12 protein-coding genes are annotated in these 11,487 nt (G+C 53.7%); 11 read left to right on the forward strand and 1 reads right to left on the reverse strand.

The genetic code is table 11. The features are described 5' to 3' along the window. The first annotated feature begins 234 nt into the window (after positions 1 to 234). The gene (locus VAE48_RS17490; protein WP_416181029.1) at positions 235 to 486 is read left to right on the forward strand and encodes a helix-turn-helix domain-containing protein; all 252 of its coding nucleotides are present in this window, start codon (positions 235 to 237) and stop codon (positions 484 to 486) included. Between the two features lie 98 nt (positions 487 to 584). Beyond that, positions 585 to 1,313 carry a hypothetical protein gene (locus tag VAE48_RS06390; RefSeq protein ID WP_322792483.1) on the forward strand — a complete coding sequence of 243 codons (729 nt, stop codon included), beginning with the start codon at positions 585 to 587 and terminating at the stop codon, positions 1,311 to 1,313. Between the two features lie 68 nt (positions 1,314 to 1,381). Here the strand turns inward: VAE48_RS06390 and VAE48_RS06395 are convergent, their stop codons facing one another. Then, on the reverse strand, positions 1,382 to 2,710 hold the full coding sequence (locus VAE48_RS06395) for a glycoside hydrolase family 1 protein (RefSeq protein WP_322792484.1): 1,329 nt from the start codon (positions 2,708 to 2,710) through the stop codon (positions 1,382 to 1,384). A gap of 68 nt (positions 2,711 to 2,778) precedes the next feature. Here VAE48_RS06395 and VAE48_RS06400 point away from each other — a divergent pair, with 68 nt between their 5' ends. From VAE48_RS06400 to VAE48_RS06440, 9 genes are all read left to right on the forward strand, one after another. After that, entirely contained in the window at positions 2,779 to 3,300 is a 522-nt protein-coding gene (locus VAE48_RS06400) for a CinA family protein (protein WP_322792485.1), read from the forward strand. After that, complete coding sequence (locus VAE48_RS06405; protein WP_322792486.1) at positions 3,297 to 4,538, forward strand: MGDG synthase family glycosyltransferase; 1,242 nt, start codon at positions 3,297 to 3,299, stop codon at positions 4,536 to 4,538. The genes VAE48_RS06400 and VAE48_RS06405 overlap by 4 nt, the downstream gene beginning before the upstream one ends. A 2-nt stretch (positions 4,539 to 4,540) precedes the next feature. Then, the gene (locus VAE48_RS06410; RefSeq protein WP_322792487.1) at positions 4,541 to 5,236 is read left to right on the forward strand and encodes a 5'-methylthioadenosine/S-adenosylhomocysteine nucleosidase; all 696 of its coding nucleotides are present in this window, start codon (positions 4,541 to 4,543) and stop codon (positions 5,234 to 5,236) included. Between the two features lie 213 nt (positions 5,237 to 5,449). Further along, positions 5,450 to 5,968 carry a cytochrome c maturation protein CcmE gene (locus tag VAE48_RS06415; protein WP_322792488.1) on the forward strand — a complete coding sequence of 173 codons (519 nt, stop codon included), beginning with the start codon at positions 5,450 to 5,452 and terminating at the stop codon, positions 5,966 to 5,968. 94 nt (positions 5,969 to 6,062) lie between these two features. Continuing rightward, positions 6,063 to 8,129, forward strand: a complete 2,067-nt coding sequence (locus tag VAE48_RS06420; protein ID WP_322792489.1) for a heme lyase CcmF/NrfE family subunit — start codon at positions 6,063 to 6,065, stop codon at positions 8,127 to 8,129. A 5-nt stretch (positions 8,130 to 8,134) separates the two neighbouring features. Then, positions 8,135 to 8,659 carry a cytochrome c-type biogenesis protein gene (locus VAE48_RS06425; protein ID WP_322792490.1) on the forward strand — a complete coding sequence of 175 codons (525 nt, stop codon included), beginning with the start codon at positions 8,135 to 8,137 and terminating at the stop codon, positions 8,657 to 8,659. Between the two features lie 39 nt (positions 8,660 to 8,698). Beyond that, on the forward strand, positions 8,699 to 9,265 hold the full coding sequence (locus tag VAE48_RS06430) for a TlpA disulfide reductase family protein (protein WP_322792491.1): 567 nt from the start codon (positions 8,699 to 8,701) through the stop codon (positions 9,263 to 9,265). A 26-nt stretch (positions 9,266 to 9,291) separates the two neighbouring features. Beyond that, positions 9,292 to 9,837 (forward strand): zinc ribbon domain-containing protein, encoded by a 546-nt coding sequence (locus VAE48_RS06435; protein WP_322792492.1) that lies wholly within the window; start codon positions 9,292 to 9,294, stop codon positions 9,835 to 9,837. A gap of 11 nt (positions 9,838 to 9,848) precedes the next feature. After that, positions 9,849 to 11,487 (forward strand): c-type cytochrome (locus VAE48_RS06440; RefSeq protein ID WP_322792493.1); only part of this gene is annotated, 1,639 nt, incomplete at its 3' end.

Raw genomic sequence — 11,487 nt, forward strand, 5'->3', positions numbered from 1 at the left:
TCGTTGCACCAAATTATTTTTCAAGTTCCAGCTTCAACAGGACGATAAACTTGCGGAAGCCTCTTTGGCAGCCACCCCGTTCGTATAATTAAATTATCCCTCTTCGGGTTGATGTTGGATACAGATTGATCTTTCTGAGGTTTAGATTGATTGGGAGAATGATTTTGCCAACCGACCCCGCTTATCAATGGAATAGAATGGAAGCCGAAAAAATCCAGGAGGACCACGATGAAAATGGAATTAACTCACCGGGAGAGGCAAATCATGGAGTTGTTATGCGATGGAAAAACCCATCATCAAATTGCACTCGATTTGAAAATTTCCCCAAAAACTGTCGAATCATATCTGACCAGGTTGTATCGAAAACTTGGAGTACACAATCGTTCATCAGCCGTTGCCGTATATGCCCCCTTATGGACATGTAGCATTTGCGGCAACCTATACCGGTGGAAGTACCATTACGATTTCAGAGATGTTATATTGTAATAATTGCGGCCGAACGAGGACGATCAATGTCAGCAGCGCAAACGGGTATGTCTTTGAGGCAAAGCATGTTCCAACGGGTATCAATGGAGGTAAATAGAATGTACCGATGGCTTCTATTGGGAACAATATTGGCAATGGCTTTAGCGGCTTGCACGCCAAATGAGCCCATTGACACAGAATCAACTTCCACCCTGTCAGCCACCCCGCAAACGGAAACAACCTCAACCCCATCACCGTTCCTCACATTTACGCCAACCATCCAGGACAAAGTAATCCCTTCTCCCCGCCCGACTCGGACACCGACATTAATTCCCGCATGTGAGTCCTATAAAGTTCTTGATGTGAACGCATTGCCCCAACAAACAGAAGGAAAGTATCAGGGCTGGCGGCTTTACATTCATCCCCAATATCACTATTCTGTATTGATTCCTGTGGAGTGGGGTGCCTGTATTCGCGATCGCTACTTGAATTTGTTTTTCCTCAATGACCGTCGCGTCCTGACGCTGGTAATTGGAACAAAATTTGCCGATGATGAAACCCATATCCTGAGAACCGGTGTACCGGCGGGTGATGTCGTTGATGGCGGAACGGTTCAATTCCTCGGGCAAACCATTCGCAAGAGGATGATCCGTTACGAGGGCAAGGATAAAGTTGTTCTGTACGGTTACAAAGAGGATTTGCCCTATCAAATTCCCGCCGGTAATCTGATCTTCACCATCAGTCTGGATGATTTCAGCTCCGGGCCTTATGAGGAGATTGAACTCTCACCCGAAATTCAACAGCTGGCGGATGCAATTGTTGAAAGCATCCAATTGTCTTCACCGTAAGCGTAAGGCGGACAGCCAGCCGTAAGATGCCGTTGTCCGTTGGCCGCTTGGACCGCCCCGGTCAGCGCTCAGGCGGGGAAGAGAGAGGCAAATACCTCTGGGGCGTATTTTTCCACCATCTCGGAGGCAATCCCGTTGCGCTGGCAAATATCGGCATACACGTCCACGCTGGGCCGGCGGGTGCGCACCTGGGTTTCGGGATCGAGCCCCCACAGGCCAAAACGCTGCGTCCAGCCGCGTTCCCACTCAAAATTATCTACCAGCGACCAGTGAAAATAGCCCTTAATCGGGTAATTGAAGTTGATCGCCCGCCACATCTGATGAATGTGCTGAATGGTATAGCGCGGGCGCAGGTGATCGTCGGCGTCCTCTACGCCGTTTTCGGTGACGATAATGGGCAATTTGAAACGGTTTGCCCATTTGAGCGCTTCAAACATCCCCTCCGGAATGTTGGCAATAAAGCCGGTGTCGCTCAAGTCGGCGTTTTTGGGATAGGAAAGTTTATGAAAGAGTGAGTTGAAGGCCAGCGGTTTGAAGGCGACCAAATCGCGCGAGTAATAATTGATTCCCACAAAATCCTGGGTTTTGGAGGCTTCGGGAATGCTCGTCTTTTGCAGGGCAAAGCGAAACGTACCCTCGCTGATGGCGCGGATGAAGGAGAGGTTGAAGTTGTTATGCAGAAAACCAGCCATCCAGCGGTCAAAGGGCGAGGCTGGGCGGGCTGGGGCAAAACTGCGGTAATTGAGGGCAATGCCGACGCGGGCATGTTTTTGGATGCGGTGAATGGTGCGGTAAGCCAGCGCATGTGCCTGCACCATATTGCTCAAAACGGCAAAGGCTGACTTTAAGTCATTTTTGCCCGGCGGGAAGCCGCCGCCCAGATAGCCCCCGTAGGTATACACATTCGGCTCGTTGATGGTCACCCACAGGCTGACGTATTCTTTAAGTGCCTCGACCACTTTTGCCACAAACTTATCAAACAGCGCCGGCACATCCGGGTTTTCCCATCCGCCCAGGTCCATCAGCCAGAGCGGGTCACTGAAGTGGTGCAGGGTGACCATGGGTGTCATATTGCGCTGTTCAAGACCGCGAATCATCTCGCGGTAATAATTCAGGGCTTCTTCGTTCCAGCTATCCGGTTTGGGCTGGATACGGCTCCACTCGATGGACAAACGGTGCGCATTTTGTCCCGTATCGGCGGCGCGGTCAAAATCTTCTTTCCAGCGGCCGCCCCACCAGTCACACGCCAGACCGGCTTTATGTCCGAATTTGATACGCCCTTCCTGAGCTTCCCAGGCAGCCCAGTTGTTGTTGGTATTGTTGCCTTCCACCTGATGAGAAGAGGTGGCCGTTCCCCACAAAAATCCGTTTGGAAAATGATAGGTGGCCTGCGGCATGATGGGTTTTCCCTCCATTGGATCATGGATAGCGTCCGGCCCAATTATACTCGGTTATAATCGGAGTTATGGAAGCTCCGCTCGAAAACCGTATTGGTCGCTTATTCATCCAGCGCGGTCAGAAACTGGTGCTGGCAGAATCCTGTACGGGGGGGTTATTGGGGCACTTGATCACCAATGTGCCCGGCAGTTCAGAGTATTTTCTGGGAGGAATAACGGCTTACTCTTACGAAGCCAAACAATCGCTGCTGGGGGTCAAGCCGGAAACCCTCATCCAGTTCGGCGCGGTCAGCCGGGAAACGGTGCTGGAAATGGCGCAAGGCGTGCGGCGACTGTTTTCCGATCAGGTGGCGGAGGAAAAACTGGTTGGGGTTGCCATCAGCGGGATTGCCGGGCCGGGGGGTGCCCAGCCGGGCAAGCCGGTTGGACTGGTATGGATCGGGCTGAGCGCGGTGGAGGGCAATTGGGCAGCCGCTTTCTATGGGCAGGGCAGCCGGGAGGAAAACAAAGCCTTCTCAGCCCGTTGTGCGTTGGAAGCATTACATGCCTACCTTGAAGGAAAACTGACTTTGGGAAAGTCGGGTGAATGATGAGCCAGGCAAATAAGAAAAAAGTGTTAATTTTGACGGCCGATGCCGGTTTTGGGCATCGCAGCGCGGCGAACGCGCTGGCAGCGGCATTACAGCGTCAATACGGCGAGCAGGTGCAGGTGGAAATTGTCAACCCGCTGGATGATAAAAAGACACCCATTTTATTGCGGGAAAGCCAGTCGGATTATGATTTGCTGGTGCGCAAAGCGCCTGAACTCTACAAACTTGGCTACGATGCCTCGGATACGACCCTGACCAGTCTGCTGCTGGAAAGCGCCTTAACCGTGATGTTGTTTGAAGTATTGCGTGATTTGGTGCGCAGACAAAAGCCGGATGTGATTGTAACCACGTATCCTTTGTATCAGGCGCCGCTATCGGCGGTATTTTCCATCTTCCGCACCTTTGTCCCGCTGATTACGGTGGTGACCGATCTGGTCTCGGTGCATCGGTTGTGGTTCCATGCCAACGTGGATATGCTGCTCGTGCCCACACCGGAAGTGCGGGAACTGGCCATTGAAGCTGGCGTGGCTGCAGAGAAAATTCACATTACCGGCATACCGGTACATCCCCAAATTGCGGAGGAGAAACGCTCCCCTCTGGAGTTGAGAACTCAATTGGGGTGGCAGCCCGATCTATTCACCATTCTGGCAGTGGGCAGCCGGCGGGTAAGTGGACTGATGGACGCCTTGCAGGTGATCAATCACTTTGGCGCGCCTCTTCAACTGGTGGTAGTGTGCGGCAAAGATCGGGATACTTTCCGTGAGTTGCACGAGGTCATCTGGCATGTGCCGGTGCATTTGTACGAATACACCAGTGAAATGCCGTCGTTCATGCGCGCCTCTGATCTGATCGTCTGCAAGGCTGGCGGGTTGATTGTGACCGAATCGCTGGCATGCGGACTGCCGATGATTCTGGTGGATGTGTTGCCCGGGCAGGAAACCGGCAATATGGAGTATGTAGTCAATAACGGAGCCGGCGAGCGGGTTGAATCCCCCATGGAGATGTTAGAGGCGCTTTCGCATTTATGGATTAACCAACAGGCCTTACTGAAAAAGCGTGCCGCACAGGCACGCCGACTCGGAAAGCCGAGAGCCGCCTATGAAGCGGCTGAATGGATCTGGCAGGCAGCTCAAAGCGGTACCCGCCGGCTGGAAACTCCTCGCCGGAAGTCGCTGCTGGATTTGTTGACCAGTAACCAGATCTTCCCAAAAGAAGACGAACCGCTTACTGAGGATTGAGGATGGATTCATTCATCTGGGGAGTGGTCATCATATCTGCAAATGAGGAATGGAAAGCCCTCGATCCTCATTTACGGGGGATGAATCACAGGTCATACCCGCTGGGGACTTTCGTGGAAGGCGTTATTGCAAACCGGCCGCTGATAATTTTTCACGGCGGTTGGGGGAAAACCGCAGCGGCGGCTTCTACCCAGTATGCCATTCAACGCTGGCAGCCCAAACTGGTGATTAATTTAGGTACTTGCGGCGGCTTTTCTGGAAGGATTGAGCGGGGTGAGATTGTTCTGGCAGAAGAAACGTGGATGTACGATATTGAAGAAAGAATGTCGGACAGTTGGGAAGCGCTGGAGGCCTACCATATCCGGCTGAATCTTGACTGGCTGACTCAGCCCTATCCGCAGGCTGTACACCGTGCGGCGCTGCTCTCCGCGGATCGTGACCTCGACCCATCTCAAATTCCCGGTTTGATTGCTCAATTTAATGGCATTGCCGGCGATTGGGAAAGCGGTGCCATTGCCTGGGTGGCTCAGCGCAACCAAACCCCTTGCCTGATCTTGCGGGGGGTTACGGATCTGGTGGATAACAGCGATGGAGAGGCATATGGGCGCTGGGATGTCTTTGCTCAGGCGACCCAAAGAGTAATGAATGATCTCTGGCGGCATTTACCAGCATGGCTGTCGTGTTGTCAATTGTCATGAATCAACCAGCAAAAAGTCAAGTTTGTGCTGGCGCAAACTGAAATCCGATAAAACAGGTTATAATACCCTCCAATGAGATTGTGCCAATTTTCACCTGAGGTTATACATTCTCATCCCTCTTTTCGGTATTTCTCATTTTCGATTAATGTTTGCATGGAAAATTGAAAACGGAGCATGATTCATCCATTGTGATTTATCTTTACAGGAGGTCCGATGAACGACTCTCAATCCACCGCGCGCACATCCTCAGGAAGCCGAACGAAATTCTTAATTGGCGGACTGCTGATTGTTGCAGCGGTTATTTATTTAATTGCTTCTTCAATGCAGGCCAGTGCGCAGTATTTTATAACGGTAGCAGAACTGGAAGAAAAAGCGGCCGAAATTGGAGATCGCGAATTGCGCATTTCCGGTGCGGTGATTGGCGATTCGATTCAATACGATTCCAGCACCCTGCGGCTGGAATTTGTCATTGCCCATATCCCCGGTGACCAGAAAGAGATCACAGCGCAGGGCGGGCTTGCGGCGGTGCTTCATTCCGCGGTCAATGACCCTGCTCAACCTCGGTTGAAAGTGGTTTACAATGGCGTCATGCCCGATCTGATGCGCAATGAAGCTCAGGCGATTGTGACGGGAAAATTGGGGCAGGATGGCATTTTTTATGCTGAGGAATTATTACTTAAATGTCCCACCCGCTATGAGGAAGCCGTTCCCGATCAGGCGATGGATGGCTGATTCGGCGGGAGTGTGCTCCAATCCAGATTTTTCTGCCGGGATGAGATGCCCCCGGCGCTTTGCTGTTTACGCCTAAGGGAGTAGAGGAGAGGATATGCTTGCAAATATCGGTTTTGGTGTACTGGTTGTGAGTTTCATCACCTCATTGTATGGTATCTTTGCCTCGATTGTCGGAGTGCGCAAGAATTCGCTGGCGTGGGTGGAAAGCGCCCGCAAAGCCATGCAGATCACCTTTCCATTGATCAGTATCGTTGCCTTTTCAATCATTTTGCTGCTGGTCACCGGGCAGTATCAGGTCCAGTATGTTTACAATGTCACCAGCAGTACCATGCCGCTTTACCTCAAGATCACGGCGCTGTGGGGTGGACAGTCCGGCTCGCTGGTCTTCTGGGCATGGCTGATGTCAGCCTTCACCACTGCGGTTACCCTGCGCAAGTGGGAACGCGACCGCGAATTTCTGCCGTGGGTGATCCTGGTCGGGCTGGTTACGCTGACCTTTTTCCTTGCTTTAATCCTTTTCTTTGAAAATCCGTTTGTGCGTTTCTGGGTAACGGCGGCTGGCAATCAGGTGATTGCCATGCTTCCGCCTGCCGGCGCTGCGCCGTTGATTCCGGCGGATGGCCGTGGGCTTAACCCGTTGCTGCGTCATCCGGGTATGATCATTCACCCGCCGATGCTCTACCTTGGGTTTGTTTCTTTCGTCATTCCGTATGCCTTTGCAGTGGCGGCGCTGGTCACGGGACGTACCGATGACCGTTGGATCCGCATCACCCGCCGCTGGACGCTGGTGGCCTGGCTGTTCCTTTCTCTGGGTCTGGTTTTGGGCAGCCGTTGGGCGTATGATGTGCTGGGTTGGGGTGGTTACTGGGCGTGGGACCCGGTTGAAAATGCCGCGTTCATGCCGTGGCTGACCGGAACCGCCTTCCTGCACTCGGTGATGATTCAGGAAAAACGCGGTTTGTTCAAACGCTGGAACATGATCCTGATTGTTCTCACCTATGCTTTGGTCATCTTTGGCACCTTTTTGACACGTTCCGGCGTTCTTTCCAGCGTTCATTCCTTTGCACAAAGCGCGATTGGCCCGATGTTTTTTGGCTTTATTGCCCTGTCCATGATCATTTCTGTGTGGCTGCTGGTGTGGCGCTGGGACATTCTGCGCTCCGAAGGGACGATGCACTCCCTGCTTTCCCGTGAGGCGCTGTTTCTCCTGAACAATCTGCTTTTCATGGGCATCCTTGTGGTTGTTTTCTGGGGGACGGTCTTCCCGCTCATTTCGGAGTTGTTCACCGGACAAAAAGTAACGGTGGGACCGGCGTTTTACGAACGCTCCACCGGGCCGCTGTTTGCCGGGCTTTTGCTGTTGATGGGGATAGCACCGCTCTCGGCGTGGGGGCATTCCACGCTGAAAACACTGGGCAAGGCGCTCTGGAAGCCGGCTCTGGCGGCTGTGGTGGTGGTCATTGCGGTATTTGCCGGCGGAATTCGCAACGTTGGAGCGCTGCTCGGTTTTCTGCTGGTCGCACTGGTCATTTTTATCACCTTGTTTGAATACTACCGTGGAGTCACTGCCCGCCGCCGCCGCACCGGCGAAGGGTTACTGGCGGCGCTTTTCAACCTGATGGCGCGCAACCGCCGCCGTTACGGGGGGTATATTATCCATCTGGGGGTGGTGTTGATGGCGCTGGGAATCATCGGTATTGAAATGTTCCAGACCGAAACCCAGGGCACCATTCCGCCGGGCGGTTCACTGCGCCTGGGGCGTTATGAAGTCACCTTTACGCGGCTGGATATCTTTGATGCCAACGATGGGCGCAATGTTGCCCGCGCGACGGTGCTGGTCAGTCGTGACGGCCGTATGCTGGGAGAGTTGCACCCGCGCCGCGACCTGTACTTTGACTCCATGCAGCCGATGACGATTCCCGGGGTCAGGAGCACGATTGAGGATGACCTGTATGTGCTGCTGGTGGACTGGGAGCCGATCTCCTCCACCGGTGTGACTTTCAAGGTTTATCACAATCCTCTGATCAACTGGTTGTGGATTGGCGGCTTTGTCTTTATTTTGGGGATGCTGGTAGCAGCCTGGCCGGATAAGGATCCTCAGCCGGTGGCGGTGGCGGTGCGGCGGGGTCAGGTGATTCCCAGCCGTTCGAGCGGAGATTGATGCGTATGGACGGAAAAACAGGCTTTTTGCAGCGGTTGGCTTTACTGGTGGTGCTGGCGGGCATTCTGCTGGCAATGGCAGTTGATTCGGCTTTCGCTCAGCAGCCCACCCCTTCGGATGACGATGTTAACCGCGTGGCAAAACAAATGTACTGCCCGGTGTGTGAAAACATTCCCCTGGATGTCTGTCCTACCCAGGCCTGTGCCCAATGGCGCGCGTTGATCCGCCTGAAACTTTCCGAGGGGTTGACGGATGAAGAAATCCGCCAGTATTTTGCCGAGCAGTACGGGGACCGTGTGCTGGATGTTCCCCCTGCGCGGGGTTTGAACTGGCTGGTGTATGTTCTGCCGCCGCTTTTTCTGTTAGGCGGGGTATGGATCGTTGTGCGGGTTTTCCGTTCGATGCAAAAACCTGCTCCCGCCGTGACCGGCGATTCTGCTGCAAGCGGAACATCTCCCGAATCAGCGGAAGACCCTTATCTGGCGCGGATTGAGGAAGAACTACGCCGTCGGGAGCGCGAAGGCAGATAAGCATTCCCTTTCAATGGGATGGGACGAGGAGAAGATTGAATGGTTGAGGAGCGAATCAACAACGCTGAAAGAACGAATCGCCAGACCTTGCCGCGTTGGGTGGTCGGTCTGGTGTTCGCAGCGCTGATCGGTTTTCTGGTGCTGATTGGTTTGGGTTTGCGCCGAACTCAGGAAGGCCCAATTGTCATCGGCCAGAAGGTGCCCTATTTTGAACTTAAAACCTTTGACGGGGAAGTATATAACACCCAGCAAATGCAGGGTAAAGTGATTGTGGTAAACTTTTGGGCTTCGTGGTGTAAACCCTGCGAGCAGGAAGCCTTTGAACTGGAAGAAGCCTGGCAATTCTACAAGCCGCGCGGCGATGTAGTATTTTTGGGCGTGGATTACGTGGATACGGAACCGGAAGCCAAGGCCTTCATTCAGCAATTTGGACTGACTTACCCCAACGGCCCCGATTTGCGCACGCGCATTTCGCAGATGTTCCGTATTCAGGGTGTACCTGAAACCTACATCATTGACCGTGAGGGAAGATTGGCGTTCGTCAAAAAAGGGCCGTTCCTGTCTGTTACCGAAATTCGGGGCGCAGTTGACCCGCTGCTACCTTAAACTTTGATGCGAGGAGAATCAATTTCATGGATTTAGGCTCCGTTCTGCTAATCCTTGCGCTGGCATTACTGGTAGGGATGATTTTGACACAGCCTTTTCTGCGAATTAAAGAAACCGAAAAATTGATCCAGGAGCGTAAAACCTCTCAGGAAAAAGATCATTTGAGGTCTGCACTGCTTGCCGAGCAGGAACGTGTCCTTTCTGCCTTGCAGGAACTGGAATTTGATTACGCCCTTGGAAAGATCCCCGCTGAAGATTACCCGCACGAACGGGCGGCTTTATTGAAACACGGGGCAGACATCCTTCGCCAACTGGATGCGCTTCAACCGGGCAATGGCAGGCAAAAATCAGCCGAAGAACGGATTGAGGCAGCCATTGCCGCACGCCGGGCAGATGCGGCGGGCCGCCCGGCTGCCGTGGCTGAGCTGGATGAGGTTGAACTGGCCATTCTGGAACGCAAGCGGCAGCAACAGGCTCGTCCGGCCGGTTTTTGTCCACAATGCGGAAATCCAGTTACTCAAAATGACCGCTTTTGCTCCAAATGCGGGAATCCCGTTGAAAAATCACTTTAGAATGGATGACCATGTTTCTTAAAAAAGGAACTGCCTGTTTTCGTGGTTTGCTTCTTGTCCTCGTCTGGGCAGGGGTGAGCGGATGCGCTGTTTCGCTGGCAGCAGATGTTACGCCGCCGCCCAATGCACAGTCTTTTGTTGCTCAGCAGTCTCCGGCGGCAACCAGTGAAGTATTGTATCCAACCGTTCCGCCCAACCCGCAGCGCGGCGCTCAGATTTACGCCGAGAAATGTGCCGCCTGTCATGGGGAACGCGGCATGGGGGATGGGGCGCAGGCCTCTCAATTGACGGTGCCCGTGCCGCCACTGGGCGACTTATCGCTGGCGCAAGGCGCGCGACCGGTGGAATGGTACCGGATTGTGACCAACGGCAATATCGAGCGGTTTATGCCGCCTTTCCGTTCGCTCGATGAACGTCAACGCTGGGATGTAGTGGCGTATGCCCTGAGCCTTTCCCTGCCGCAAGATTTGCTGACACAAGGCGCTGAACTGTATCAGCAAAAATGCCAGAACTGTCATGGGGTTGATGGGCAGGGCAGTGCACAGGCGCCCGGCTGGCGGGATGATAATTCGCGGCTGGCATCCCTTTCACTGGTGGAGATGGCCAGTATTATTCAGCGTGGAAAAGGCAACATGCCTGCCTTTGCCAGCGAATTTAACGACTCCCAAATTTTGGCGCTGGCGGCCTTTTCGCGTACTTTGAGTTTTGAAACTTCTCCCGCTGTTCAAACCCCCGCGCTGGAGCAGATTGTCCCCGGTACGGCTGATCAAAATCAGAGCGAACAATCGCAACCGGCATCTGATTTGCGAGTTGCCATTCAGGGGAAGGTGATCAACGGCTCCGGCGGACCGTTGCCCGCCGGTTTGACCGCTGAACTGGCCGGCTATGATGGAATGGCGCAAGTGTATGGGGCGGAAGCCGAGGTAGCAGCGGACGGTACCTACACCTTTCCGGATGTCGAAATCGTCCCCGGCCGCGCTTTCATCGTATCGGTCAATTATCAGGGTTTTACCTTCAATTCGGATGTGTTTCATAATCTGGGTGATCCGCTGAGTAATCCGATTGAACTGCCCGTCACGGTCTATGACACTACGACCGATATATCGGCATTACGGGTGGATCGTCTGCATGTTTTCTTTGATTTTACCAACCCCGATGCAATTCAAGTGGCGGAGCTGTTCTTATTGAACAACACCGGCAGCAAGGTGATTAGCGGTGAGGCACCCGGCCAACCGGTAGTCTATTTTGAATTGCCCGAAGGTGCAACCAATTTACAATTCCAGAGCGGTGCGGTTGGCGGGCGGTTCATCATGACTGAAAAGGGTTTTGCGGATACGCAGCCTGTTCCCCCCGGAAGCGGCAGCCAGATTTTGTTTGCCTATGATCTGCCGCTCTCTCGCCGGACGACGGTGCGCATCCCTATCAACCTGCCGGTAGATGCTGCGATTGTCATGATTCCACAGGGCAGCATGACCCTCCAAAGCAGCCAGCTGCAGCCGATGGGTCAGCGCCAGATTCAAGGAGTAACGTTGGATCTGTTCAGCACAACCGATTTACAGGCCGGTAGCACCCTGGAAATGACCCTCAGCGGGCGCATGAGCAGCCCAATCAACCTGCAAACCGGTCAAACGGGCGCCTTGATTGCCGGGG

It is taken from the genome of Bellilinea sp., from assembly GCF_034432615.1.
Taxonomy (GTDB): domain Bacteria; phylum Chloroflexota; class Anaerolineae; order Anaerolineales; family Anaerolineaceae; genus Bellilinea.

Excerpts from the sequence above, each read along its gene's own strand:
- VAE48_RS06415 (WP_322792488.1), top strand. The coding sequence starts at position 5,450 with ATGAACGACTCTCAATCCACCGCGCGCACATCCTCAGGAAGCCGAACG.
- VAE48_RS06430 (WP_322792491.1), top strand. The coding sequence starts at position 8,699 with ATGGTTGAGGAGCGAATCAACAACGCTGAAAGAACGAATCGCCAGACC.
- VAE48_RS06400 (WP_322792485.1), top strand. The coding sequence starts at position 2,779 with ATGGAAGCTCCGCTCGAAAACCGTATTGGTCGCTTATTCATCCAGCGC.
- VAE48_RS06420 (WP_322792489.1), top strand. The coding sequence starts at position 6,063 with ATGCTTGCAAATATCGGTTTTGGTGTACTGGTTGTGAGTTTCATCACC.
- VAE48_RS06405 (WP_322792486.1), top strand. The coding sequence starts at position 3,297 with ATGATGAGCCAGGCAAATAAGAAAAAAGTGTTAATTTTGACGGCCGAT.
- VAE48_RS17490 (WP_416181029.1), top strand. The coding sequence starts at position 235 with ATGGAATTAACTCACCGGGAGAGGCAAATCATGGAGTTGTTATGCGAT.
- VAE48_RS06410 (WP_322792487.1), top strand. The coding sequence starts at position 4,541 with ATGGATTCATTCATCTGGGGAGTGGTCATCATATCTGCAAATGAGGAA.
- VAE48_RS06425 (WP_322792490.1), top strand. The coding sequence starts at position 8,135 with ATGGACGGAAAAACAGGCTTTTTGCAGCGGTTGGCTTTACTGGTGGTG.
- VAE48_RS06390 (WP_322792483.1), top strand. The coding sequence starts at position 585 with ATGTACCGATGGCTTCTATTGGGAACAATATTGGCAATGGCTTTAGCG.
- VAE48_RS06395 (WP_322792484.1), bottom strand. The coding sequence starts at position 2,710 with ATGCCGCAGGCCACCTATCATTTTCCAAACGGATTTTTGTGGGGAACG.
- VAE48_RS06435 (WP_322792492.1), top strand. The coding sequence starts at position 9,292 with ATGGATTTAGGCTCCGTTCTGCTAATCCTTGCGCTGGCATTACTGGTA.